The sequence below is a fragment of the Hydrogenophaga soli genome (assembly GCF_054777695.1).
In genome coordinates this window covers 57,596-81,338 of the sequence record NZ_BAAHAK010000005.1, presented here as the reverse complement: position 1 = coordinate 81,338, position 23,743 = coordinate 57,596, and the positions used below count along the sequence as shown (strand labels likewise).

Annotated in this window: 21 protein-coding genes; 10 read left to right on the top strand and 11 right to left on the bottom strand. The window is 65.6% G+C overall.

The features are described from left to right. Positions 1-11 precede the first annotated feature (11 nt). Both ACYVB7_RS10485 and ACYVB7_RS10480 read right to left on the bottom strand, forming a co-directional pair. Positions 12-1,910, bottom strand: coding sequence for a nitrite/sulfite reductase (locus ACYVB7_RS10485; protein WP_460507186.1), 1,899 nt, complete (start codon positions 1,908-1,910; stop codon positions 12-14). A 54-nt stretch (positions 1,911-1,964) separates the two neighbouring features. Next, positions 1,965-2,756 (bottom strand): sulfite exporter TauE/SafE family protein, encoded by a 792-nt coding sequence (locus ACYVB7_RS10480; RefSeq protein WP_460507183.1) that lies wholly within the window; start codon positions 2,754-2,756, stop codon positions 1,965-1,967. 145 nt (positions 2,757-2,901) lie between these two features. On the opposite strand from ACYVB7_RS10480, the gene ACYVB7_RS10475 reads away from it, so the two are divergent. Next, on the top strand, positions 2,902-3,540 hold the full coding sequence (locus ACYVB7_RS10475) for a hypothetical protein (protein ID WP_460507180.1): 639 nt from the start codon (positions 2,902-2,904) through the stop codon (positions 3,538-3,540). A 22-nt stretch (positions 3,541-3,562) separates the two neighbouring features. Here the strand turns inward: ACYVB7_RS10475 and ACYVB7_RS10470 are convergent, their stop codons facing one another. From ACYVB7_RS10470 to ACYVB7_RS10460, 3 genes are read right to left on the bottom strand one after another with little or no spacing between them, the layout of a single operon-like run. Next, positions 3,563-5,263, bottom strand: coding sequence for an MnmC family protein (locus ACYVB7_RS10470; protein ID WP_460507178.1), 1,701 nt, complete (start codon positions 5,261-5,263; stop codon positions 3,563-3,565). Positions 5,264-5,315: 52 nt separating this feature from the next. Further along, positions 5,316-5,588, bottom strand: a complete 273-nt coding sequence (locus tag ACYVB7_RS10465; protein ID WP_460507176.1) for a Fe(2+)-trafficking protein — start codon at positions 5,586-5,588, stop codon at positions 5,316-5,318. A 46-nt stretch (positions 5,589-5,634) separates the two neighbouring features. After that, complete coding sequence (locus ACYVB7_RS10460) at positions 5,635-6,408, bottom strand: ferredoxin--NADP reductase (protein WP_460507174.1); 774 nt, start codon at positions 6,406-6,408, stop codon at positions 5,635-5,637. 145 nt (positions 6,409-6,553) lie between these two features. On the opposite strand from ACYVB7_RS10460, the gene ACYVB7_RS10455 reads away from it, so the two are divergent. Then, positions 6,554-7,060, top strand: a complete 507-nt coding sequence (locus ACYVB7_RS10455) for a disulfide bond formation protein B (RefSeq protein WP_460507172.1) — start codon at positions 6,554-6,556, stop codon at positions 7,058-7,060. A 37-nt stretch (positions 7,061-7,097) separates the two neighbouring features. On the opposite strand, the gene ppk2 is transcribed toward ACYVB7_RS10455, so the two are convergent. After that, positions 7,098-8,318: a polyphosphate kinase 2 family protein gene (gene ppk2, locus ACYVB7_RS10450; RefSeq protein WP_460507170.1), complete on the bottom strand. Its 1,221-nt coding sequence runs from the start codon at positions 8,316-8,318 to the stop codon at positions 7,098-7,100. A gap of 248 nt (positions 8,319-8,566) precedes the next feature. Here ppk2 and ACYVB7_RS10445 point away from each other — a divergent pair, with 248 nt between their 5' ends. Further along, positions 8,567-10,246, top strand: a complete 1,680-nt coding sequence (locus tag ACYVB7_RS10445) for a response regulator (RefSeq protein WP_460507168.1) — start codon at positions 8,567-8,569, stop codon at positions 10,244-10,246. A 12-nt stretch (positions 10,247-10,258) separates the two neighbouring features. Here the strand turns inward: ACYVB7_RS10445 and argA are convergent, their stop codons facing one another. Continuing rightward, positions 10,259-11,608 carry an N-acetylglutamate synthase gene (argA, locus tag ACYVB7_RS10440; RefSeq protein WP_460507166.1) on the bottom strand — a complete coding sequence of 450 codons (1,350 nt, stop codon included), beginning with the start codon at positions 11,606-11,608 and terminating at the stop codon, positions 10,259-10,261. 84 nt (positions 11,609-11,692) lie between these two features. On the opposite strand from argA, the gene ACYVB7_RS10435 reads away from it, so the two are divergent. Together ACYVB7_RS10435 and dsbD are read left to right on the top strand one after the other, a co-directional pair. Next, positions 11,693-12,529 (top strand): formyl transferase, encoded by an 837-nt coding sequence (locus ACYVB7_RS10435; RefSeq protein ID WP_460507164.1) that lies wholly within the window; start codon positions 11,693-11,695, stop codon positions 12,527-12,529. Positions 12,530-12,744: 215 nt separating this feature from the next. Continuing rightward, positions 12,745-14,682 (top strand): protein-disulfide reductase DsbD, encoded by a 1,938-nt coding sequence (gene dsbD, locus ACYVB7_RS10430; protein ID WP_460507162.1) that lies wholly within the window; start codon positions 12,745-12,747, stop codon positions 14,680-14,682. Between the two features lie 85 nt (positions 14,683-14,767). On the opposite strand, the gene ACYVB7_RS10425 is transcribed toward dsbD, so the two are convergent. Both ACYVB7_RS10425 and ACYVB7_RS10420 read right to left on the bottom strand, forming a co-directional pair. Then, a complete protein-coding gene (locus ACYVB7_RS10425; RefSeq protein WP_460507760.1) occupies positions 14,768-15,979 on the bottom strand; it encodes a DUF5666 domain-containing protein in 1,212 nt (403 codons plus the stop codon). A 53-nt stretch (positions 15,980-16,032) separates the two neighbouring features. Next, positions 16,033-16,956, bottom strand: coding sequence for a DUF6502 family protein (locus ACYVB7_RS10420; RefSeq protein ID WP_460507160.1), 924 nt, complete (start codon positions 16,954-16,956; stop codon positions 16,033-16,035). A 151-nt stretch (positions 16,957-17,107) separates the two neighbouring features. Here ACYVB7_RS10420 and ACYVB7_RS10415 point away from each other — a divergent pair, with 151 nt between their 5' ends. The 5 genes from ACYVB7_RS10415 to ACYVB7_RS10395 all read left to right on the top strand — a co-directional run bounded on the left by ACYVB7_RS10415 (position 17,108) and on the right by ACYVB7_RS10395 (position 21,379). Further along, positions 17,108-17,638 carry a TlpA family protein disulfide reductase gene (locus tag ACYVB7_RS10415; RefSeq protein WP_460507158.1) on the top strand — a complete coding sequence of 177 codons (531 nt, stop codon included), beginning with the start codon at positions 17,108-17,110 and terminating at the stop codon, positions 17,636-17,638. Then, positions 17,635-17,898, top strand: coding sequence for a DUF4266 domain-containing protein (locus tag ACYVB7_RS10410; RefSeq protein ID WP_460507156.1), 264 nt, complete (start codon positions 17,635-17,637; stop codon positions 17,896-17,898). Before ACYVB7_RS10415 ends, ACYVB7_RS10410 begins: the two co-directional genes overlap by 4 nt. Positions 17,899-17,914: 16 nt before the next feature. Then, positions 17,915-19,126 (top strand): DUF3570 domain-containing protein, encoded by a 1,212-nt coding sequence (locus ACYVB7_RS10405; protein WP_460507154.1) that lies wholly within the window; start codon positions 17,915-17,917, stop codon positions 19,124-19,126. 8 nt (positions 19,127-19,134) lie between these two features. Next, positions 19,135-20,064 (top strand): FAD:protein FMN transferase, encoded by a 930-nt coding sequence (locus ACYVB7_RS10400; protein WP_460507151.1) that lies wholly within the window; start codon positions 19,135-19,137, stop codon positions 20,062-20,064. A 79-nt stretch (positions 20,065-20,143) separates the two neighbouring features. Then, positions 20,144-21,379, top strand: a complete 1,236-nt coding sequence (locus tag ACYVB7_RS10395; protein ID WP_460507148.1) for a c-type cytochrome — start codon at positions 20,144-20,146, stop codon at positions 21,377-21,379. 30 nt (positions 21,380-21,409) lie between these two features. On the opposite strand, the gene dapE is transcribed toward ACYVB7_RS10395, so the two are convergent. Together dapE and ACYVB7_RS10385 are read right to left on the bottom strand one after the other, a co-directional pair. Continuing rightward, on the bottom strand, positions 21,410-22,591 hold the full coding sequence (dapE, locus tag ACYVB7_RS10390) for a succinyl-diaminopimelate desuccinylase (RefSeq protein ID WP_460507146.1): 1,182 nt from the start codon (positions 22,589-22,591) through the stop codon (positions 21,410-21,412). Further along, entirely contained in the window at positions 22,588-23,742 is a 1,155-nt protein-coding gene (locus tag ACYVB7_RS10385) for a PilT/PilU family type 4a pilus ATPase (protein ID WP_460507144.1), read from the bottom strand. The genes dapE and ACYVB7_RS10385 overlap by 4 nt, the downstream gene beginning before the upstream one ends. Between the last annotated feature and the right edge of the window lies 1 nt (position 23,743).

Genomic DNA, 23,743 nt, shown 5'->3' with positions numbered 1-23,743 from the left:
TTTGGGGCGGCTCAGGCGTTCTCGGTGGCCAGGGCGTGGTCGGTGTCGCGGGCGGTGCGGTGGCGGGTGGCGTTGGCCGCGGCCTTGAACGGGTCGTGGCCCACGCGGCGCAGGCAGTCGATGAAGGTTTCGCCCGACTGGCGTTGCTCGCGGTAGGTGTCCAGCACGGCTTCCACCACCTCCACCACCTCTTCGGCGGCGAACGAGGGGCCCACCACCTTGCCCGCGCCGGGCTGGCCCGACAGCTGCGAGCCGTCCGATCCGCCCAGCGTGACCTGGTACCACTCCTGCCCGTCCTTGTCCACGCCCAGGATGCCGATGTGGCCGCTGTGGTGGTGGCCGCAGGAGTTGATGCAGCCGCTGATGTGCAGGTCGATTTCGCCCAGGTCGTGCAGCTCGTCCAGGTCGGTGTAACGCTCGGCAATGGCGGCGGCCACGGGGATGGCGCGGGCGTTGGCCAGGGCGCAGAAGTCGCCGCCGGGGCAGGCAATCATGTCGGTCAGCAGGTGGATGTTGGGCTTGGCCAGGCCCAGGCGGCGGGCGTCGCGCCACAGCTCGGGCAACTGGTCGCAGCGCACCCAGGGCAGCAGCAGGTTCTGGTCGTGGGAGACGCGGGCTTCACCGACGCTGTAGCGTTCGGCCAGCTCGGCCACGGCGTCGAGTTGGTCGGCGGTGGCGTCACCGGGGGCCTGGCCCAGGCGCTTGAACGACAGGGTCACGGCCCGCAGGTCGGGGTTGCGGTGGGGGGCCACGTTCTGTTGCAGCCAGCGGCCAAACTCCACGTCGTCCTCGGCGGCGGCCTTGAGGATGTGGTTGATCTTTTCGTCAGCGCTCTTGCGGTCGCAGTCCAGTGCCGGGGGCACGAAGCTGGCGGCCACGCGTTGCAGCTCGGCCAGGGGAATGGTGTGCGGGGCGCCGTCTTTTTCAAGGATGTCGCGGTACTCGGCCTCCACCTCGTCGATGAAGCGCTGGCCTTCGGCCTTGAGCAGGATCTTGATGCGGGCCTTGTACTTGTTGTCGCGGCGGCCCCAGCGGTTGTAGACGCGGACCACGGCTTCCAGGTAGTTGACGATCTGGTCCCAGGGCAGGAACTCGCGCACCAGGCTGGCCACCACCGGGGTGCGGCCCATGCCGCCGCCCACCCAGACTTTGAAGCCCAGGTTTTTAGCATCAAAATGGCCTGTAGCGCTTTCATTGAAAGCGTGAGCAGCTTCTGAATTGATAGCGTTCTCGGGGGCGTTGGGGTTGCGCACCAGTTCCAGGCCCACGTCGTGCCAGCGGATGGCGGCACGGTCTTCGCGGGCACCGTGGATGGCGATCTTGAACTTGCGGGGCAGGTGGGCAAATTCGGGGTGCAGCGTGCTCCACTGGCGCAGCACTTCGGCAAAGGGGCGGGGGTCGGCCACCTCGTCCACGGCAATGCCGGCGCGTTCGTCGCTGGTGATGTTGCGGATGCAGTTGCCGCTGGTCTGGATGCCGTGCATGTCCACGCTGGCCAGCAGCTCCATCACGTCGGCGCTGCGCTCCAGCGGAATCCAGTTGAACTGCACGTTCTGCCGGGTGGTGAAGTGGGCGTAGCCCGACTTCAGGCGCGGCCCCGGCGGGGTGCCTGCACGCTGGTCGATGCCGTCTTGCGTGGCCTGGGCGCGGGCCAGCAGCTCGGGCGTGGGGCGGTCGTATTCACGGGCAATGCGGGCCAGCACGCGCAACTGGCGGGCCGACAGTTCGCCATAGGGCACGGCCACGCGCAGCATGGGGGCGTAGCGCTGCACATACCAGCCGTTCTGCAGGCGCAGCGGACGGAAGGCGTCCTCGCTCAGGGTGCCGTTGAGGTTGCGCTCCAGCTGGTCGCGGTACTGCGCGGCCCGCAGGCGGATGAACTGGCGGTCAAAGTCGGTGTAGGCGTACATCAGGAATCAGCCGAAAAAACAAGGAATGCAAAAGGTGTCGGGCGCGGTGAGGGGTCAGACCATCACCAGCTTGGTGCCTGCCCAGGCCAGCAGCAGGGACAGGGCACCGCGAATCAGTCGTTCGGGCGTGCGGGTGACCAGGCGCGAGCCCAGCCAGATGCCCGGCAGCGAGCCCGCCAGCAGCTTGGTGAGCAGCGGCCAGTCCACCGAGCCCAGCGAGGCATGGCCCAGCCCGGCCACCAGGGTCAGCGGCACGGCGTAGGCGATGTCGGCGGCCACGATGCGCGGCAGCGGCAGCATGGGGTAGAGCAGCAGCAGGGCGGTCACGCCAATGGCACCGGCACCCACCGAGGTCAGCGTCACCAACGTGCCGATGACGGCCCCCAGCAGCACCGGCAGGGCCGGGTGGCGTGGGTGCAGGGCCAGGGCTTCGTCGGCGGCGGCCAGGGTGCGGGGCAGCTGTTTGCCGCGCACCGCCTTGTACAGGCTGGCGACGGCGGTCAGCAGCAGGGCCACACCCAGGGTGGTGGTCATGAGCTTTTGCACCACGGCGGAGGTGGTGCCCGCCTCGTGCAGCGCCCACAGCGTGATCAGCGAGGCCGGGATGCTGCCCGCGCACAGCGAGCCCACCACGCGCCACGGCACCAGCTTCTGCCGGGCCAGACTGACGGTGCCCCCCATCTTGGTGAAGGCGGCAAACAGCAGGTCGGTCCCCACGGCCAGGTAGGGCTTGATGCCGAAGAAGAAGATGAGGATGGGGGTCATCAGCGAGCCGCCGCCCACACCGGTGAGGCCCACCACCAGCCCCACCGAGAACCCCGCGATCACAAAGGCGAAATCATGCATGGAGGGCACTTTATAAGTGGGCTTTCATATTTCAAACTATTGATTTTTCATTGACGTATGTTAGGTGGGAATAAAGGACCGTCGGCCATGGGGGCGGGACCCCCTGGGCCTGGAGGTGGCACACCGGATGGGTTAGCATCGCCGCATGACGTCCGCTGCCCCGGCCCCTGATGCATTTGCCGACACCTTGCCCGGGTTGTCGGTCGAGACCGATGGCCTGGACCTGGATTTGGACTTGACCCTTCCGCCCACGCCCCCAGCCGCCCCTGTGGCGGCTCCCGCGGCGGCTTTCTTGGTGTCGTCGGCCCCCGTGGCCGATGGGCAGGTCTACGACGCCACCCAGCCCACAGGCACCTTGACCACTGGCTGGCTGGTTTGGCGCGTGCTGGTGGCCAGCACCGACGAGACCGAGCGCATGTACCTGCGGGCCCGACTGGCCTTGGCCAACCTGGTCAAGGTGGACGAAGTCCTGTCCACCACCCAGGCCCTGTCGGCGTTGAGCCTTCGGGAGTACACCATGGTGTTTGTCAACGACGACTCCGTCACCATCGACGCCTCGGCGGTGGCCGCGGCCTACCGCGCACGCAACCGTTTGGGCAGCTTGGTGGTGTCCACCGCCAGCCTGGAGCATCGAAACCCCCTCAACCTGCTGGCCCGTTGGCGCGAACGCAAGTTGCGTGAGCACCTGGGGGATGCGCGGTTCACCCGGCTGCTGGGCAAGCCCCTCAACCCGGCTGAAGTGGCCGACGTGTTGCAGGACTGGGCGCGCATTCACGCCAATTGAATGCCCTCGGCAGGGCAACGGTTCAACCTGCGGCTTTGACGGTGGCCTTGCGTGCGTGGCGCAGGGCGAACCGGGCGGGGTCCAGAGCTTCGGCGTGGCGGCGCTTCATGGGCCAGGGTCCCCCCGCCATGCGGGCACTCAGCAACTGTGCGGCCAGCAGGGACAAGGTCAACCCCCGCGAGCCCAAGGCCGACAGCGTCCACAGCCCCGGCAGGCGAGGCACCGCCGCCAGCGTGGCGGAGGGTTTGAGTCCGCCACTGGGGTGTTGCAACAGCGGCCCCACCAGAGGCAGGCGGTCCAACGAGGCGCAGCGCACCTCGGCCCAGTCATGCACACGGCCTTGCTGCGCCTGTTCGGTCAGCCGCGCATGGGCCGGGCCCGAGATGTGCTGCAGGCTGGCGGCGTTGCGCTGGTGCGAAGCCAGGGTGACCTCGGCATTGTCCAACCCGCGTTCGTAGGTGGAACCCATGGACCACAGGTGTTGCGCCACCGGGTGGGTGGCGTCGTCGTAACGGGGCACCAGCACCCCGCTGTGGCGCACCGGGCAGGGGGCGTGGGCGTCGCCGTCCAGGGGGCCGTAGGTCATTTGGCCTTTGACGGGGCGCAGCGGCAGGTCCACCTCGGGCTGCGGGGTGTGCAGGGCCAGCAGCGCCAGCGAGCCATGGGCGGCGGTCAGCACCGCATGGTCGGCTTCGGCCTGCGTGTGGCCTTGGCCGTCCAGCGCGGCCCAGCGGGTGGCGGGGGTGTTGCGCAGCGCCGCCACACGGGCGTTCCAGTGTTCGGTCAGGCGACCGCTGGCACGGGCCTGTGCCAGCCAGGCTTGCACCAGGGCGGCGGGGCGAATCAGGCCACCGGGTTGCAGGTGGTGGGCCAGGGCCGGGTCGGTCAACAGGCGGTCCAGCGGGGGCAGGGATTCGGTGGGCACCGATTTGAGGTTGGCCACCGGTGCCGCCTGCCAGCCGTGGCCTTCGGGGATGCGGGATTTCAGCTCCCGCCAGTGCAGGGGCACGCCAATGCGGGACAGCTCACACAGCACGGTGTCGTGGGCGGCCAGGTGTTCGGTCATCACGCCCACGGGCAGGGCCGATGCGCCTTGGGCAGGTTCCGCATGCTGGTCCAGCAGGTGAACGTGCCAGCCCCGTTCGATCAGGCTCAGGGTCACCGCCGCACCGGCCAGGCCCGCGCCCACCACCAGGGCGGAGGGCGGGTGGCTGGCGGCCTCGTTGTTGGTCACGGGCCAGCGGGGTTGGTAGTGCCACGTGGCGGTGTCGGTGCTGTCTTTGCGGTCGGCAGGCGCAAACCCCGCGTCGGCCAGAGCTGTTTGTACGCTGGGAGTGACGGAGTCTGCGGGCAGCTGAAGGGCTGCCTCGCGCGTGCACAGGCGGCCCAGCACCCGCAGTTGCGCGGGCAGCAGGGGTACACAAGCGGCAGACACCCACACCGATTGCACCGTGCCCACCAGCTCGGCCAGCGACTCGGCCACATCACCCACGCACAGCAGCCACCAGCGCTCACCCAGTTGCAGGGGGTGGAAGCCATCGGGCAGGTGCTCGGGCCAGGCCACGGGCGGGGCTTGGTTGAGGGCGGCGGGCAGGCCGTTCAGGAGGGAGGGGAGGGCGCCAGATTCGACCAGCACCACCGGGTGGTCCGATTCAGGCTGGCCGCTCAGGCTGGCCAGCCATGCGGTGGCATCGGGTCCGACCAGGGACAGGTGGGTGGACATTGTGCAGGGGCCGCCGTGCCCGCAGGCACCGGCGGCGGAAGGGGGACAGGCCTCAGGCCGAAGGAGGAACGTAGCCTTGGGCCACGTCGGCACCCGAACCGAAGAAATGGTTTTCCATCTGGCGGGCGAGGTACTGGCGGGCGCGGGCGTCGGCCAGGTTCAGGCGGTTTTCGTTGACCAGCATGGTCTGGTGCTTGAGCCAGGCGGCCCAGGCTTCCTTGCTGACGCTTTCCCACAGCCGTTTGCCCAGTTCACCGGGGTAGGGGGGGAAATCCAGGCCTTCGGCTTCCTTGCCGAGCTTGATGCATTGAACCATGCGTGCCATGTCGAGGTGTCCTTGAGGCGTTTTCAGAAATGGCGCGATGGTAGCGTCACTGCTCCACGAAGGCGCGTTCGACCACGTAATCCCCTGGCGTGGTGGTGCTGCCTTCGGTGAACCCGCGGGCGTTGAGCAGCTCGCGCATGTCCTTGTTCAAGGCGGGGCTGCCGCAGATCATCACGCGGTCGTGCACCGGGTCCAGCTTGGGCAGGCCCAGGTCTTCCTGGAGCTTGCCGCTGGCCAGCAGGTCGGTGGCACGGCCCCGGTTCTTGAAGGGCTCACGCGTCACCGAGGGGTAGTACAGCAGTTGTTCCTTGACCATGTCGCCCAGGTACTCGTGGTTGGGCAGGTCCATGGTGATGTATTCGGCGTAGGCCAGTTCCTTGACCTCGCGCACGCCGTGGAACAGGATGACCTTTTCGTACTTTTCGTAGGTGGCGGGGTCGCGGATCAGGCACATGAACGGGGCCAGGCCTGTGCCCGTGCCGATCAGGTACAGGTTTTTGCCGGGCAGCAGGTAATCGATCAGCAGCGTGCCGGTGGGCTTTTTGCCCACGATGATCTTGTCGCCCACCTGGATGTGTTGCAGGCGCGAGGTCAGCGGACCGTCTTGCACCTTGATGCTCAGGAACTCCAGGTGCTCTTCGTAGTTGGCGCTGACGATGGAGTAGGCGCGCAGCAGCGGCTTGCCATCGACCCGCAGGCCAATCATGGTGAAGTGGCCGTTGGAGAAGCGCAATGCCTGGTCGCGGGTGGTCTTGAAGCTGAACAGGCGATCGGTCCAGTGGTGGACTTCGGTGACGGTTTCTTCCAGGAAAGCGCTCATGAAAAAACTCTGCGGTTGTGCGGGTGGATGGGAACCGCGGGAGTGTAAGCTGCCTCATATGGTTGACCGCAGTGACAAAAGTCACGCGATGGCATAAGAGCCCGACACCCTTGATCTGGCGCAACCTTTCAAACGTGGTTATTTCATGATTCAACGATTCCTGGCGGAACAACCCGCCCGAGTGATGGCCGCCCTGGCCGCCCTGTGTCTGGGCCTGCTGGCCTTTGGCATGTACTTGCAGCATGTGGTGGGCCTGGAGCCGTGCCCCATGTGCATCGTCCAACGGTATGCGCTGGTACTGGTGGGGTTGGCGGCACTGGCGGCCTCCGTGGTCAAGGCCGGGGCCTTGCGCCTGGTCTTTCAGGGCGAGCTGCTGCTGATGGCCGGGTTTGGCGCGTTTGTGGCCGCCCGCCAAAGCTGGTTGCAATGGAACCCGCCCGAGGTGGCCAGCTGCGGGCGTGACCTGTACGGCATGATCGAGAACTTCCCGCTCCAGCGCGTCATTCCCATGGTGTTCAAGGGCAGTGGCGACTGTGCCGCGGTGGACTGGACCTTCCTGTCGCTGACCATTGCCAATTGGTCGTTCCTGAACTTCGTGTTCATCGCAGCCGTCACCGTGGCGGTGCTGGTCTGCAATCAAAAACGGAGCTGAAAAGCTCCGTATAAAAAGCGCTAGAGGCCGTTTTGGTTCACAAAATGGCACTGCCCGGGTGTTCGCCCCGCTCGTACACCACGTGGGCGCGGCCCACCAACAGGGTGTCCAGGTCGCCGATGTTGCGCGGGTCCTTGTTGGTGTAGGGCAGCTTTTGCAGCACATAGCGCATGGCGTTCAGGCGTGCGCGCTTCTTGCAGTCGCTCTTGATCACCGTCCAGGGCGCGTCGGCGGTGTCGGTTTCGAAGAACATGGCTTCCTTGGCCTTGGTGTAGTCGTCCCACTTGTCCAGGCTGGCCAGGTCGATGGGGCTGAGCTTCCACTGCTTGAGCGGGTGGGCCTCGCGCTCCTTGAAGCGACGGCGCTGCTCCTTGCGGCTGACCGAGAACCAGAACTTGATGAGGTGGATGCCGCTGCGCACCAGCTGGCGCTCAAACTGTGGGGTCTGTCGGATGAACTCCTGGTATTCAGCCTCTGAGCAAAAACCCATGACCCGCTCCACCCCGGCCCGGTTGTACCAACTGCGGTCGAACAGCACGATTTCGCCCGCGGTGGGCAGGTGCTGCACGTAGCGCTGAAAGTACCACTGGCCGCGTTCCACTTCGCTGGGTTTTTCCAGCGCCACCACGCGGGCACCGCGGGGGTTGAGGTGTTCCATCATGCGTTTGATGGTGCCGCCCTTGCCGGCGGCGTCGCGCCCTTCGAACAGGATGACCACCCGCTGGCGCGTTTCCTTCACCCAGGCCTGGAGCTTGAGCAACTCCACCTGCAACAGGTACTTCTGCTGCTCGTAGTTCTTGCGAGAGAGCAGGTTTTTGTACGGGTACTCGCCGCCGCGCCAGTTGCTGGCCAGTTCCTCGTCGGCCTTGGCGGTGGCGGTGTCGCGGGCTTTGCGCTGGGCGCTCTTGGCCTCGGCTTTCAGCAGGCGGCGGATGGCCTGGGCGTCGTCGGGTGAGGCCCCTTCCAAAATGGCACGCAGGGATGCCGCCTTGTTTTTGGGCACCGGGGAGCTGGTGGCCAAGATGTCTTCAACGGCCACCAGTTTGGCACTGCGGGCTTTGTCTGTGGCCCTGTCGACGGCGGCTTTGCGCAGCGGCTCGGCACGGACGGTGCCCAGGGTGTCCCCGGTGGCAACCTTGCGAGGGGGCTGACGCCTGGGCGAGCGGCTGCGGACCGGTGGGGTCGGTGCTGCGGAAGGTGTGGGCTCGGGGGTTGCGGGTGATTGATTCAAGTTGACCGCTTGATGGGGCACATCCATGGAACACAGCTCCTTTGTCTCGGGTTGTTTGACTCTGCTGGTTTGAGTATGGGGACACGGTGCGGCCTGTGTGTTGATGGGGGTCAACCAGGGTGTGTGCCGCTCACACACAGTGAGGCATTTCGCACGGCACAGGGCATTTCGTTGGACGTGGGACACAGCGGCCACGCAAATATCGGGTCGGGACAAAAAACGGGGTTTGTTTGCGGTAAAAAGTCCCGCTTTTGGGGTTGGGGTTTGAAGCTGACATGAGTGGAAAGAAACAGCGCGAAATTGATTTGTTGGATTGCTCTGCCTTGGTGGTGGATGGCAACGCCGTCTCACGCGGCGTCATTGCACAGCAGTTGCGGGATTTCGGGATGACGGCGGTCGAAACGGCCAACCGCCCCATCGAAGCACGCAACAAGCTGGAAACCAAGTCGTTCGAGGTGGTGCTGTGCGAGCAGCGTTTTCCAGACACCGACTACACCGGACAGGAGTTGCTGGACGATCTGCGGCGGGCGCAGGTGCTGCCTTACGGCACCGTGTTCGTCATGCTCACGGGCGAAGCCACCTATGCACAGGTGTCGGAAGCGGCTGAGTCCGCATTGGACAGTTACCTGCTCAAACCCCACACCGCGGGCGGTTTGCTGGAGCGGTTGCGACACGCCCACCGCCGCAAGATCATGCTGGCAGACATCTTCAATGCCATTGAGGTGGGGGACTTCCGGGCGGCCATTCAGCATTGCCTGGATCGCTACCGGGCCCGGACCAGCTACTGGCTGTACGCGGGTCGGGTGGCCGCCGAGCTGATGATGCGGGAAGGCCAGCACGAGGAGGCCGGTGAGATTTACCGCAGCATCGTGGCCCAGCAGCCTCTGCCGTGGGCTCGGTTGGGCGTGGCCCGTTCGCTGCTGGATGGGGGCAAGTCAGAGGCGGCGTTGACCGAGTTGTCCGCTTTGGCCAAAGACCAACCTGCGTTTGCCGATACCCACGATGTGCTGCTGCGGCTCCACCTGGACAACAGCCGTCCGACCGAAGCCCTGGAGGCTGCTCGTCAAGCCGCCGAGATCACCCCGGGGTCGGTGGATCGGTTGCAGCGCTACGGCATGATGGCCTACTACCAAGGCGACTACAAAGAAGCGGCACGGACCTTGGATCGCGCCACCTTGCTGGGGCTGACCTCCAAGCTCTATGACCCACAGGCCTTGATGTTGCTGACGTTTGCGCGCTTTCAACTCAAGGATGCGCAGGGCATCAAACGCTGCATCGAACAGATTGTCAAGCTGATGGAACGGCACGAGAGCTCACCCCGACTGGTGCGCTTCAAGGCCATGGCCAACACCCTGTTGCTGCTGGTCAACAAGCAGCTGGCTCTGGTGGTGGGGAACATCAAGGAACACGCCCAGGAAATCCGCTCGTCTGTCTTCGACGTGGAAGCGGCCAGCAACTTCCTCACGCTGATCAGCGAAATTGCCCGTTCGGAGTTGATGCTGGAAGTGGCCGACGAATGGGTCAACACCCTGGCATTGCGTTTTTGCACCAGCGGCAGCCTGACCGACTTGTTGGCCAATGCCGCCAAGCGCCATCCTCCTTACGAAGCCGCTGTGAGGACGAGCTACCAACGCATCGGGAGCATTGCGCAGGAGGCACTGGCGCTGACGGTGGCGGGCAAACCTGCCGAAACGGTGCGGATGTTGCTGGAGCAGTGCGACACCACGCTCAACCTCAAACTGATGGAAACCGCCCGGTTGTCGCTGGAACGCCACCGAGCCAAGGTGCCTGACGCCGATGCGCTGGAGACCGACATCCGCATGCGGCTTGACCTGTTCACCCCCTCGTGTGTGGCTCCGCCCATGGGGCAGTCCCGAGGCCGGTCGGCGGGGGGACTCAAGCTGCGCACCACCAAGGAGGTCCAGTCCGCCAAGGCCAGCGTGCAGCTGGACTGATGGAAAGAAAGCTCAGTTCAGCTTCTTGACCATCACCACACTCTTGCGGTCCCAGTTGTACTTGCGCTTGCGGGCCTCGGGCAGCCAGTCGGGGTCCACCTGCACAAAGCCGCGCTTGATGAACCAGTGCATGGTGCGGGTGGTCAGCACAAAAATGCTTTGCAGCCCCATCAGGCGGGCACGCTGCTCGATGCGTTTGAGGATTTTTTCGCCATCGCCCTGGCCCTGGCTTTGGGGGGACACGGTCACGGCGGCCATTTCGGCGGTCTTGGCCTCGGGGTAGGGGTAGAGCGCGGCGCAGGCGAAGATCACCCCATCGTGTTCGATGATGGTGTAGTTGGCAATGTCGCGCTCGATCTCGGTGCGGTTGCGCTTGACCAGCGTGCCGTCCTTCTCGAACGGCTCGATGAGTTGCAGGATGCCGCCCACGTCGTCGGGGGTGGCCTCGCGCAGTTCTTCCAGTTTTTCGTCCACCACCATGGTGCCGATGCCGTCGTGCACGTACACCTCCAGCAGCAGGGCACCATCCACCGCAAACGGGATGATGTGGCTGCGCTCCACCCCGGCCTTGCAGGCCTTGACGCAGTGCTGCAGGTAAAACGCCACGTCGGTGGGGTTTTGCGCCGCTGGGAGCTTGGCCAGCATGCTTTCCGCGGCGGCCAACGGCAGCTCGGTGTCGATGGGATTGTCTTCGCCCACGGGCTGAGTGGGGTCCAGCGCAATGCCGGGCACCTCGGTCACGAAAATCAGCTTGTCGGCCTGCAAGGCAATCGCCACGCTGGTGGCCACTTCTTCCATGCTGAGGTTGAAGGCTTCGCCGGTGGGGGAGAAGCCGAAGGGGGAGAGCAGCACCAGCGAGCCCTGGTCCAGCGTCTGGGTGATGCCCTTCACGTCCACCTTGCGCACCAGCCCGCTGTGCTGGAAGTCCACCCCATCCACAATGCCCACAGGGCGAGCGGTGATGAAGTTTCCGGAAATGACCCGCACCGTGCTGCCCGCCATGGGTGTGTTGGGCAGGCCCTGGCTGAACGCGGCCTCAATCTCGTAGCGCAACTGCCCGGCAGCCTCCTGGGCGCAGTCCAACGCCACCGAGTCGGTGATGCGGATGCCATGCGAGTACCTGGCCGCGTGGCCCTTGGCCTTGAGCTGCTCGTTCACCTGCGGGCGAAAGCCGTGCACCAGCACCACCTTGACACCCATGCTCTGGATCATGGCCAGGTCCTGGGCCAGGTGGTGCAACTTGCCCGCGGCAATGGCCTCGCCCGCCACCCCAACCACAAACGTCTGGTTGCGGAACTTGTGGATGTACGGTGCCACGGAACGGAACCAGGGCACGAACGTGAAGTTGAAAACGGCGGACATGGAGGAGGGTGTGACCGAAGGTGAAAGGGATGCAATCCGCCCATTTTGCCTGCGACAATGCCCCTCCTTTGGAGGACACCCCGCATGCGCATTGCCGTGATGGTCAACGACGACCTGTTCAGCTGCATCGCACTGAACCACCTGGCCCCTTACCTGCAAGGCCATGAGGTCTGGCTGGGCTGCACCAGCCGTGTGGGGGTCAGCGCAACCCCGGCAACGCCCGCCGATCCCAACCCGTGTTTGGACCAATGGCGGTTTCTGGAGCAGGGGTTGCCCATGCGCACCCTGTTCCCCAAGTTGCAGGCCTTGCCCCTGACGGGTTCCGAGCAGTGGCTGACCACCGTGCAACTGGCCCGCAGGCACGCGTGGCCCTTGACGCTGATCGAGTCCCTCAACACCCCTGGCCTGCTGGACACGGTGCAAGCCTTTGCCCCTGACGTGATGCTGTCCGTCCGTTTTGGCAAGATCTTCAAGGGGCCGTGGCTCTCGGTGGCGCGCCACGGCATCCTCAACCTGCATTCCGGTCTGTTGCCTGATTTCCGTGGCGTGCTGGCCACCTTCTGGACCCTGCTGCAACAACGCGCTGAATACGGTTGCACCCTCCATTGGATTGACGATGGGCAGATTGACACCGGCGGTGTCGTTCACACCGTGCGGATGCCGGTGCAACCTGGGCGGTCGCTGTTTGCCCACATTGCCAGCCTGTACCAGCCGGGCATGCAGGCCATGGGGGAGGCCGTGCAACGGCTCGCACAAGGTCTACGGCCCCCGTCCCACCCCCAGCAAGGGGAACCTCAGTATTTCAGCTACCCCGCCGCAGCCGATTTCGAACGCTTCCTGGGCCAAGGGGGCGCTTTGGTGGACTGGGCTGAGTACGGTGAGGTGCTGAGGCGCTTCGGGCCGGACCCCATTTCCCACTGAACGCAAGGCGCTGCATCACCGCAGCCCCTCCGGTTACATCCTTGAATTTTAAAAAATCGGGAAAAATTCCCAATTTGTGGTTCAATTCAAGGGTTGTACTTTTTTGGAGGTTGTTCATGTGCACTTCGACATTGGCACCCACGGGCGGCTTGAAGCCGCTTTGTGGCGTGGGTGACCGCGGCAATGAGCCAGCGGTTGCTCCTGCGGAGCGTTCAGTGCGCCACTCAGGCGTGGTCGGCTGGCGTGGGTGGGGGGCGTGGTTCATGCTGCTGGTGGGGCTGGTGATGACCTGGCCTGCCGCGTGGGCCGACGAGTTTTTGCCACCCGAAAAAGCATTTGCCCTGACCACTTGGGTGGTGGACGACCACACCGTGCGCCTGCACTGGGACATTGCGCCGGGACACCACCTGTACCGTGAGCGTTTGAGCGTGCAGCCGCAAGCCCAGGGCACCACGCAGGCGCCGGTGCTCAAACCCCTGGTGCTGCCCCCAGCGGAGGAAAAGTGGGACAGCAATTTCAACAAGACCATGGCGGTGTACAAGCATGCGCTGGACGTGGATGTGGTCTTCAGCGCGGGGGGGGCGCCCGCTCGCATCAACGTGGGGTGGCAGGGCTGTGCCGAGGCCGGTTTGTGTTACCCCCCCATGACCCAGGCGTTGGCGGTCCGGCTGCCTGTGCTGGGGGCGAGCCAAGCCGACGTCACCTGGCTGAAAGACGATGAGGCGGACGCTGCGGTCGCGGCTGTGGCGGCAGTGCCTTCAGCCTCTCCCGTGCAGTCCAGCGCGGTGTCCACCGTGGGTGATGGTGGGGATGCCGATGCCATTGCCCGCACGTTGGCCACGGGCAGCCTGTGGCGCACGGCGGGCATGTTCTGGCTGGCGGGTTTGTTGCTGTCGTTCACCCCCTGTGTGTTGCCCATGGTGCCCATCCTGTCGTCGCTGATCGCGGGGCAGTCCGGTCCGGTGAGCCGTCGGCAGGGGTTTTTGCTGTCCCTGGCGTATTCCCTGGGTATGGCCTTGGTGTACGCCTCGTTTGGCGCGGCGGCGGGCTTGGCGGGTGAGGGCCTGGCGGCCGCGCTGCAAAACCCTTGGGTGCTGGGTGCGTTTGCGCTGCTGCTGTCCGGCTTGGCCCTGTCCATGTTCGGGTTTTATGAGCTGCAAATGCCCAGCGCCATCCAGAGTCGGGCGACCGAATGGTCCAACCGCTTTCAGGGTGGTTCTCTGATTGGGGTGTTTCTGATGGGCGGTGTGTCTGCCTTGGTGGTGGGGCCCTGCGTGGCAGCGCCCCTGGCCGGGGCGTTGGTCTACATCAGCCAAACCCGCGATGTGTTGCTGGGCGGCACCGCGCTGTTCACCATGGCGTTGGGCATGAGCGTGCCCCTGCTGCTGGTGGGCTTGTCGGCCGGTAGTCTGCTGCCTCGTGTGGGCGGGTGGATGGAGCGGGTCAAGCAGGTGTTCGGGATGATGCTGCTGGCCGTGGCCATCTGGATGGTGTCGCCCGTGTTGCCCACCGCCGTGCACATGCTGCTGTGGGCGGTTTGGTTGCTGATTGCCGCCGCGCTGTTGGGCTTGTTTGGTGGCGGCTCTGGCCATCCTGCGCCGGTCCCCGCTCGTGCCTGTGGCGTGGGGTTGATGGCCGTGGCTGGGGTGCTGTTGGTGGGGGCCGCGTCTGGCGGCCAGTCGGTCTTGCAGCCGCTGGGGCATTTGCGTCCTGTGGCGGTGGCCGGGGCGGCCACTGCGGCAGCGGGCGGCGCGGCCAGCACGGCCAGTGCCGCAGGCCATTTGAAGTTCGAGCGCATTCACAGCGTGCAGGCGTTGGACGCCGCCTTGGCGCAGGCCCGTCAACAGGGGCAAACCGTGATGCTGGACTTTTATGCCGATTGGTGTGTGGCCTGCAAGGAGTTGGAGAGCTTCACCTTCTCCAACCCGGATGTGCAGCGCCGTTTGCAGGGCGCACGCCTGCTCCAGGCCGATGTGACGGGCAACTCAGCCGACGACAAGGCCCTGATGAAGCGCTTTGGGCTGTTTGGCCCACCGGGCATGGTGTTTTTTGAGGCCAGTTCCGCCAATGTGGCCCACAAGGTGGTGGGCTACCAGGACGCGGGGGCTTTCCTGACCTCGCTCAACCGGGCTTGGCCGAACAACGGACTTTGAACTTCGCCTGAATGAAAAAAGGGGGCTTTTCCAAGCCCCCTTTTTCATTGACCCATCGGGCGGCTTTGGGCCGCCCGAATTCGTTTCAATGGTCGATTTCGATCTCGGTGACCATCAACGTGTCCCCCGCCCGAACGCCTTTGACCTTGATCTTCAGGCCCACCCGCAAGTCGCTGGCTTGACCGCCCTCAATGCGCTGAACGCCGGACGCGTCGCAACGCTGACCCCGCATCACAAAGTTGGACAGGCTGGTGAACTGGTCGATGCGGGCTTCCAGTTCAGTGGTGTTGAGCTTGGACTCGTCCTCCAACTCGAACTCACGGGCCACCAGCACCCCGTTGGACAGCGTGCCTTTCACTTCCACTTCCATGCCCACCGTCAGGTTGGGAAGACCAGTCAGGTTGCGGGCGTCGATGGTGACGGTGCCCACCTTGAAATGCCCGTTTTGTGGTGCGCTGGTGATCACGCCTTCCACTTCCACCTCTTGCCCCGAGGCGGCCTGGGCCGTGAAGTCTTGGGGAATGCAACTGTCCAGCCTCAGCGTGTTGCCTTGAGCCGACAGCGTGCCCTGGGCGCGCATCAGTTCGCCGTATTTCCAGCCCTGGGGCAACTCTCCATCCAGACGCCAGCCGTTGATCACGGCGGCATCGGGCGAGCTGCCCAGCAAACCGGTGGTGACCACCTGGCTGTTGCTGGTGGTGGCCACCCGGGTGGCGCGCCATTGCGTGGCCGCGGTGTTGGTTTGCAGCCCCCACACGGTGACCCGCATGCTGGGGCGCAATGCGGAGAGGCTGGAGACGCCTTCCAGCATGGTGTTCACATCGGCCACGATGCTGAGGTTGCTGACGCTGAACTGCGCCGTGTTGCCTTGCACGGACAGCTGGGCAATGTCACCTTGCGCAATGGACCACACGTCAATGCGTTGCGCGGTGCCCAGCAGCGCCGATGTGTCGCGCGTGCCTTGGACGGTGGCCACCATGCCCAGGCGCAATGCCGCGGGCGTGGACTCAACCCCATCCAGGCTGATGCGGGCGGTCAGTTCGTCGTAATGAATGCCGTTGACCACCACACTGCCAAAGGCAGAGATGGCCCCGTGCGACGTCACGCCCGTGCCACCGGTGCCAGGTGCTCCGGCGACATTGGTGTCCCCGGGCGAGGGGCCACCCCCACCACCGCTTCCCCCGCTGGGGCCACCTGAGCCGCCGCTGCCGCCAGAGCCCGTGCTTGTGGGCAAGGGCACGGCGGCGGTGTCGGCAGCGCCACCACCGCCACAGCCCATCAGGGTGCAGACAACCACTCCCAACACAGACCGGCGGGTCAGATCAGCAGGGTGAGGGACGGAATCGGGCTTCATGCTTTGGGTCTCGGTGTCTTCTTCGAGGGTTTCGGCTTGGCCGCTTCCTCGGGTGTGTTTTGGGGGACCTGATGAAGGTAAACACCGAACCTGATCCTTTGCTTAGGCTCTTCGGCCCCCAGGCTGCGCTCCTCGGCCACCGTGGCCATTTGCAGGAACTGCTGCAAGGCTTGCGCCCACAGCTGCCGTGCCAACTCGTGCAACTGGTTGGCCTGATGGGCGGTGAGGTCTTGCGAAAAGGCGCTTTGCTCCAGCATGGGCGGCACCGTGCGCCCGGGTTGCAGGTTGTGCACGGCGGTGGCCAGGTGGTCGCTGACGTTGGCAGCCAGGAAGTGGAAGGCGTCACCCTGCCCACCGTGGGGCACAAAGGCCTTGGTCTTGAGCACGGCATGGCCGTCGTCGGTCAGCTCCACCACCCCCAGCCGCACCAGTTCGTCCAACACGGCACGGGCGCCCACATCCCGGCTGACGTCGGCCACCAGGCTGGTGAAGTCGGGCTCACCCGGGCGGCTTTTGCCGGGGGTGCGGGGCAGGGGGCGGGGGCTGCGGTTGGCCTCCAGGTAACGAGGCTCGCTGATCCAGCGCGCCACCACCGATGCGGCCAACGGCACCATGGGCGGCGTCACGTCGGCGGACGATTGATCGCGCAGGCGTTTCACGTCTTTGCGGTGCACCCCGGTCAGCAGCGCAATGCGGGTGTCCGAGCTTCCCTTGTCCGCCAGGCCATAGGCCCCCACCGCCTCGTCCACCAACGCCTTTTTGAGCAACTCGACCATGGGGGCCAGTTGCAGGCCGTGGTCAATCATGAGCCGGGCCAGCGGGCGCAGCACCTGCGACACCGCATCAGCCGCCAGCTCGGGCTGGGGCAAACCGCAGGGCGGCGGCATGGAGGGCGGGTTGGAAGGGTCTTCGGCGGTCATGTCATCGCCATTGTGCCGCGGGCGGGGAACTTCTGCATGTTTTGGGACTTTTTACCAAAATTTTCAACAACAGGTGTTTCAAACGGGTTTTGTGTGTCTATACTTTGCGGGAAATTTTCCCACAAACGTTGCTTGAATGGAGATCAGCCCCGTGAAAAAACCTGCTTTTCAACACTGGATGCGCCGGGCAGTGGCCCTGGCTTGGGTGGGGTCTGCTGGCTTGGTGGCGCAGTCCGCCCTGGCGGTGGATGTGGGCCAGCCCGCACCCACCTTCGAACTGGCGGGGCCCGCAGGCACCGTCAACCTGTCCCAGTACAAGGGCAAAACCGTGTACCTGGACTTCTGGGCGTCGTGGTGCGGGCCGTGCAAGCAGTCGTTCCCGTGGATGAACGACATGCAAAGCCGCTACGGCAGCAAAGGCTTGCAGGTGCTGGCCGTCAACCTGGACCAGAAGACCGACGACGCCAAGGCGTTCCTGACCGACAACCCGGCCCGTTTTGAGGTGGTGTTTGACGCCGCGGGCAAGGTGCCCAAGGCCTATGCCATCAAGGGCATGCCCACCTCGGTGCTGATCGGCCCCGACGGCAAGGTGCTGATGGTGCACAGCGGTTTCCGGGAAGAGCAGCGGGCCGAGCTGGAAGGTCGCATCCAGCAGGCACTGAACGCAGGGAGCAAGCCATGAGCGTTGCAACCCCTTCAACCCGGTGTGCTGCGCTGTGGCGCGGTGCCTGTGCGCTGGCGCTGGGTGGCGTCCTGGTGGGAACCACCGGGTGCAGCAACCTGGGGCAGGTCAACCCTTGGGAAAAGGGCAACCTGGCCAAGCCGCACATGACCTTCGAGGGCGATCCGCTGGACGAGCGGTTTGTCCAACACATCTACACCAGCAAAGAAAACGCCAGCGGCGGCCAAGGGGTCGGTGGTGGTGGCTGCGGGTGCAACTGAAGCAAGGCACTGCACCATGTCCAAAACACACCAATCCTCCTGTGTGGTCTCTGCCGCCAAACCCGCGGGCGTGCTGGGCGCGTCGTTGTGCCTGCCCGGGCTGGCCACGCTGACCGCATTGACAGCCCTGACCGCGCTGGCCCCCACCGCGGCCCAGGCCGAAAACGCCCCCGAAAAAACCACCCTGGCCATCAAGTACGGGCATTACGCCGACAGCCAGCCTGACCTGGACCGGGTGAGCGTCAACGCCCCCCAGGTCTACATCCAGGCCCCGTTGTCACCCGAGTGGGCCATTGAAGGCTCCATGGTCAGCGACAGCGTCTCGGGTGCCTCGCCCCGCATGCACACCCAGGTGTCGGGGGCCAGCCGCATGTCCGACCACCGCAAGGCCGGGGATGTGAAGCTCACCCGCTACCTGTCCCGCGCGTCGGTGTCGGTCAGTGCCACCTACTCGGATGAACACGACTACACCTCGCGGGCCTTGGGGCTGGAAGGCCGTTGGTCGTCCGACGACAACAACCGCACCTGGGTGCTGGGTGTGGGCGGCTCCAGCGACACCATCGACAACACCTCCAACGGCGTCAACACCGCCATCAACCAGCACAAGCGCACCCGGGAAATCATGGCCGGGGTGACCCAGGTGCTGACCCCGTCGGACGTGGTGCAGTTCAACCTGACCCGCAGCGTGGGCAAGGGTTATTACAACGACCCGTACAAGGCCTTTGACGTGCGGCCCGAACAGCGCAATGGCTGGATTGCCATGGCCCGCTGGAACCACCACATCGAGCGCTTTGACGCGGCCCTGCGCACCAGCTACCGCTACTACCGGGACACCTTCGGCGTGTCCGCCCACACCCTGGGGGCCGAATGGGTCCAACCCGTGGGACGCTGGACCTTCACGCCCGGGGTGCGCTACTACACCCAGAGTGCGGCCAGCTTCTACCTGGACCCGGTGTTCAACGCCTCGGGACAGTACGACGAGGGCGCCACCGTCATTCGGGCGGCCACCACGTCGGGCCCCAAGTCGATGGACCAGCGGCTGTCGGCGTTTGGCGCGGTCACGCTGTCGCTCAAGGCCTCACATGCGCTGAGTGCCCAGACCACGGTGGACTTCAAGGTGGAGCGCTACCGCCAGACCTCGGGCTTGCGCCTGGGCGGCAGCGGCAGCCCTGGCTTGGCGCCGTTCAACGCCACGTTTGTGCAAGTCGGTCTGACCCACCGCTTCTGAGGCCTGCCATGAGCCGCTGGCGCACCTTGCGTTTTGACTTCACCGCCATGGCCTCGCCGTGCAGCCTGCAAATCGACGGGCGGGACGAGCGTGCCATCACCCGCGCCGCCGCCGAGGCCATGGCCGAAGTGAAGCGCATCGAGCACAAGTACTCGCGGTACCGCGAGTCCAGCGTGGTCTCGCGCATCAACCGCGCCGCCGGACAGGACTGGGTGGAGGTGGACGCCGAAACCCAGGGCCTGCTGGACTTTGCTGCTGGCCTGTGGACGCAAAGCGACGGCCTGTTCGACGTGACCTCCGGCGTGCTGCGCCACGCCTGGGACTTCAAGGCCGGCCGCCTGCCCGAGCCCGAGCGCCTGCAAGCGCTGCTGGCCTGCGTGGGTTGGCCTCGGGTCGATCGGCGGGGGAACCAGGTGCGCCTGCAAGAAGGCATGGAGCTGGACCTGGGTGGCTTTGGCAAGGAATACGCCGCCGACCGTGCCGCCCTGGTGCTGCACCAGCACGGCCTGCGGCACGCGCTGGTCAACCTGGGTGGCGACCTGAATGCCCTGGGACCCCGCGGCCTGCCCGAGCTGGCCGACCAGCCGTGGTGGATCGACATTCAGCATCCGCGCCCCGACGCCGGAGAGGCGGTGCTGATGCGCGTGCCCCTGCGGCAAGGCGGTCTGGCCACCAGTGGCGACTACGAACGCTACTTTGTCCACCAGGGCCAGCGCTATTGCCATGTGCTGAACCCCCGCACCGGTTGGCCCGTGTCGCATTGGCAGTCGGTCAGCGTGCGGGCCGCCAACACCACCACCGCCGGTGCCCTGACCACCGTGGCCATGCTGCGCACCGATGGCGCCACCGAGTGGCTGCTGGGGCAGGGCGTGGACCACCTGCTGGTGCGTCACGACGGCCAGGTGTCCAGCCACCACTTTTCAGCGCAAGCCCCGTGACCGTGGGCCGCTGTGGAGTCCATTTTTTCTTTTTCAAACGTTTCCGTTACCCCCATCCCACTCATTCAGGAGAGAGACCATGTCAACCCATCAAACTTCTTTGTTCAAACTGTCCCTGCTGGCCGCGGCCACCATCGCCCTCACCGCCTGTGGTGGTGGCGGTTCGGACAACGCCCCGACCCAGTCCACCTTGTCCACCACCGTCATGGACGGCCTGGTCCAGAACGCCTTGGTGTGTGTGGACGTCAACCAGAACCAGGCCTGTGACCCCACCGAACCCCAAGGACGCACCGATGCCCAGGGCAAGGTGAACCTGAGCGTCACCGGGTTGGACAACCTGAGCAACGCCAACCTGCTGGCGGTGGTGGGCACCGACGCGGTGGACGCCGACACCGGCCCCGTCACCACCCCCTACACCCTGACCGCACCGTTGGCACGGCCCAATGTGGTGAGCCCGCTGACCACCATGGCCCATGCCCGCATGGTGGCGGCCAAAGAGTCGCTGGAGACGGCAGAAGCCGCCGTGAAGGCCCAGGCCGGACTGACGGTGTCGGTGTTCGACAACTACATTGCCCAGCGCGGCACCAGTGCCAGCCACAAGAAGGCCGGTGAACTGGCCCGCCTGTGGGTTCAAAGCTCGCAGCGCTCGCATGACGCCACGGCGGAAACATCTGCCGACAACTGCCACATGGAAGACGACGGAGACGACGAAGGCAAGCGCGAGGCCGACGACAACGGTCGCAAGCAACGCAAGATCCGCACCTCGCTGGTCAACAAGCTGCCCACGCTGGCCACCGCCCTGGACAACGACGACGTGCGCCAAGCCTGTGCCAGCGGCCTGACCGCCGCGTGTGATGAGGCCTTGGGCCGTCACGCCCCGGTGGTGTCGTGCACCCCCACCACCACGCCAGTACCGTCACCTGCACCTGCACCTGCACCTGCACCGGCACCGGCACCGGCACCCGCACCCGCACCCGCACCCGCACCCGCACCCGCACCCGCACCCGCACCCGCACCGGCACCTGCCCCTGCTCCTGCTCCTGCTCCTGCTCCTGCTCCTGCTCCGGCTCCGGCTCCGGCTCCGGCACCCGCGGTGTCAGCGGCCAATGGCAAGGTGGTGTATGCCGCCAGCTGCGCGATGTGCCACACCGCCAACCCGTCGGCCAACGTCAGCAAGGTGCTGAAGGGGGCCAACTCGGCCAGCACCATCCTGAACGCCATCAACAGCAATGCCGGGGGCATGGGCTTCCTCAAGGGAACCATCAGCGCCCAGCAGGCGGCAGACCTGGCAGCCTACCTGGCCAACCCCATCTGATCTGGGGGACGCGACACCACGCTGCGGCCCTCAGGCCGTGGCGTGGAGCCGCTCCAACACGCCGCGGTAGATGTTCTTGAGGGGCTCGATGTCCGCCACCGCCACACATTCGTTGATCTTGTGGATGGTGGCGTTCGGCGGCCCCAGTTCAATCACCTCGGGGCAGATCTGGGCAATGAAACGCCCGTCACTGGTGCCGCCGGTGGTGGACAGCTCGGTGTCCAGCCCGGTTTCGGCGCGAATGGCCTCCCGCACCGCGTTGACCAGCGGGCCGGGGCGGGTGAGGAAGGGCAGGCCGCCCACCGTCCAGGCCAGGGTGTATTCCAGGCCGTGGCGCTGCAACACCGCTTCCAGCCGCTGTTGCAGGCCCTCGGGCGTGCTTTCGGTGCTGAAACGGAAGTTGAAATCCACCACCACCTCACCGGGAATGACGTTGCTGGCCCCGGTGCCCCCGTGGATGTTGCTCACCTGCCAGGTGGTGGGCGGAAAGAAATCGTTGCCTCGGTCCCACTCGGTGCCCACCAGTTCGGCCAACGCCGGGGCCAGGGTGTGGATGGGGTTTTGCGCCAGGTGCGGGTAGGCAATGTGCCCCTGGATGCCCTTGACCGTGAGCTTGCCGCTCATGGTGCCGCGGCGGCCGTTCTTGATCATGTCGCCGGTGCGTTCCACCGAGGTGGGTTCCCCCACGATGCAGCAGTCCAGCCGCTCGCCCCGGGCCTTGAGCTGGTCACACACCACCACGGTGCCGTCGCGCGCGGGGCCTTCCTCGTCGCTGGTGAGCAGAAAAGCAATGTTGAGCGCCGGTTGTGGGTGCGCGGCGAGGAACTCTTCCACCGCCACCACCATGGCCGCCAGCGAGGCCTTCATGTCGCTGGCCCCACGGCCATACAGCAGGCCGTTGGCATGGCTGGGCACGAAAGGCGGCGTGCGCCATTGGTCCAGCGGGCCGGTGGGCACCACGTCGGTGTGGCCGGCAAATACTATTGTTTTGATAGCTGCTTGCGCTTTGTCTGAAAGCGCTTTGGCCATTTTTGTTTCAAATTTTGCCCACAGGTTGGTCACCCGAAAGTCGTCCGGGCCACTCATGAGGGTTTCGCAGTGAAACCCCAGGGGTGCCAGGCGGCGGGCGATGAGGTCCTGACAGCCTTCGTCGGCAGGGGTGACGGAGGGGCGGGCAATCAGCTGTTCGGTCAGGCGCAGCGCGGCGGTCATGGGGTGTCGTCGAGGGTGATTTCGGTGAACGACGGGGTGTCGTCCGGGTCGGGCTGGGCCACGGCGGGGGTGGGGGCCGCGGCGGTGCCGGAGTGGGTGTTTTGCAGGCGCCAGATCAGGTTGGTGGGCGAGTCGGCATAGGCCAGGCCCTCTTCACGGGTGACGGTGCCGTCGGTGATCAGCCGGGCAATGTCGCTTTCAAAGGTTTGCGAGCCTTCGGCCAGCGACTTTTCCATGGCCTCGCGCACGCCGCCCACATCGCACTTGGCGATCAGGTCGGCAATCAGCGCGGTGTTGAGCATGACCTCCACCGCGGGCACCCGCTTGCCCTCCACCGTGCGCATCAGCCGCTGCGACACGATGGCCTTGAGCGCGGCGGCCATGTCGCCCAGCATGGTGGGCCGCGACTCCACCGGGTAGAAGCTCAGGATGCGGTTGAGCGCGTGGTAGCTGTTGTTGGCGTGCAGCGTGGCCAGGCAGACGTGGCCCGACTGGGCGTAGGCCAGCGCCGCGCTCATGGTTTCGCGGTCGCGGATTTCCCCGATCATGATCACGTCCGGGGCCTGACGCAGCGCGTTTTTCAGGGCCGTTTGCAGGCTGGCCGTGTCGCTGCCCACCTCGCGCTGGTTCACCACCGACTTTTTGTGGCGGATCATGAATTCCACCGGGTCTTCGATGGTCAGGATGTGTCCGCTCATGCGCTGGTTGCGGTGGTCCAGCATGGACGCCAGCGTGGTGCTCTTGCCCGAGCCCGTGGCCCCCACCACCAGCACCAGCCCACGCTTTTCCATCACCAGGTCACCCAGGATGTCGGGCACGTTCAGCGACTTGAGCGGCGGGATGTTGAGCGTGATGTAGCGGATGACCACCGCATAGGTGCCCCGCTGGCGCATGGCGCTGATGCGGAAGTTGCCCACCCCATCCAGCGGCAGGGCCATGTTCAGCTCGCCCACCTCCTCCAGCTCTTCGATCTTGGTGGGCGGCAGCACCTCGGCCAGCAGCTTGATGGGCGAGTCCTTGGCCAGTGGCTGGGCGTTGATGGGCACGCACTGGCCGTTGATCTTGATCAGGGCCGGGGCAAACGGGGACAGGTAAACGTCCGACGCCTGCTTCTCGGCCATCAGCCTGAGGATGCGTTCCATCATCGCCATG

What these genes read in the sequence shown, in the direction of transcription:
- ACYVB7_RS10485 (WP_460507186.1), bottom strand. Translation starts at nt 1,910, where the DNA reads ATGTACGCCTACACCGACTTTGACCGCCAGTTCATCCGCCTGCGGGCC.
- ACYVB7_RS10480 (WP_460507183.1), bottom strand. Translation starts at nt 2,756, where the DNA reads ATGCATGATTTCGCCTTTGTGATCGCGGGGTTCTCGGTGGGGCTGGTG.
- ACYVB7_RS10475 (WP_460507180.1), top strand. Translation starts at nt 2,902, where the DNA reads ATGACGTCCGCTGCCCCGGCCCCTGATGCATTTGCCGACACCTTGCCC.
- ACYVB7_RS10470 (WP_460507178.1), bottom strand. Translation starts at nt 5,263, where the DNA reads ATGTCCACCCACCTGTCCCTGGTCGGACCCGATGCCACCGCATGGCTG.
- ACYVB7_RS10465 (WP_460507176.1), bottom strand. Translation starts at nt 5,588, where the DNA reads ATGGCACGCATGGTTCAATGCATCAAGCTCGGCAAGGAAGCCGAAGGC.
- ACYVB7_RS10460 (WP_460507174.1), bottom strand. Translation starts at nt 6,408, where the DNA reads ATGAGCGCTTTCCTGGAAGAAACCGTCACCGAAGTCCACCACTGGACC.
- ACYVB7_RS10455 (WP_460507172.1), top strand. Translation starts at nt 6,554, where the DNA reads ATGATTCAACGATTCCTGGCGGAACAACCCGCCCGAGTGATGGCCGCC.
- ppk2 (WP_460507170.1), bottom strand. Translation starts at nt 8,318, where the DNA reads ATGGATGTGCCCCATCAAGCGGTCAACTTGAATCAATCACCCGCAACC.
- ACYVB7_RS10445 (WP_460507168.1), top strand. Translation starts at nt 8,567, where the DNA reads ATGAGTGGAAAGAAACAGCGCGAAATTGATTTGTTGGATTGCTCTGCC.
- argA (WP_460507166.1), bottom strand. Translation starts at nt 11,608, where the DNA reads ATGTCCGCCGTTTTCAACTTCACGTTCGTGCCCTGGTTCCGTTCCGTG.
- ACYVB7_RS10435 (WP_460507164.1), top strand. Translation starts at nt 11,693, where the DNA reads ATGCGCATTGCCGTGATGGTCAACGACGACCTGTTCAGCTGCATCGCA.
- ACYVB7_RS10420 (WP_460507160.1), bottom strand. Translation starts at nt 16,956, where the DNA reads ATGACCGCCGAAGACCCTTCCAACCCGCCCTCCATGCCGCCGCCCTGC.
- ACYVB7_RS10410 (WP_460507156.1), top strand. Translation starts at nt 17,635, where the DNA reads ATGAGCGTTGCAACCCCTTCAACCCGGTGTGCTGCGCTGTGGCGCGGT.
- ACYVB7_RS10405 (WP_460507154.1), top strand. Translation starts at nt 17,915, where the DNA reads ATGTCCAAAACACACCAATCCTCCTGTGTGGTCTCTGCCGCCAAACCC.
- ACYVB7_RS10400 (WP_460507151.1), top strand. Translation starts at nt 19,135, where the DNA reads ATGAGCCGCTGGCGCACCTTGCGTTTTGACTTCACCGCCATGGCCTCG.
- ACYVB7_RS10395 (WP_460507148.1), top strand. Translation starts at nt 20,144, where the DNA reads ATGTCAACCCATCAAACTTCTTTGTTCAAACTGTCCCTGCTGGCCGCG.
- dapE (WP_460507146.1), bottom strand. Translation starts at nt 22,591, where the DNA reads ATGACCGCCGCGCTGCGCCTGACCGAACAGCTGATTGCCCGCCCCTCC.
- ACYVB7_RS10385 (WP_460507144.1), bottom strand. Translation starts at nt 23,742, where the DNA reads ATGGCGATGATGGAACGCATCCTCAGGCTGATGGCCGAGAAGCAGGCG.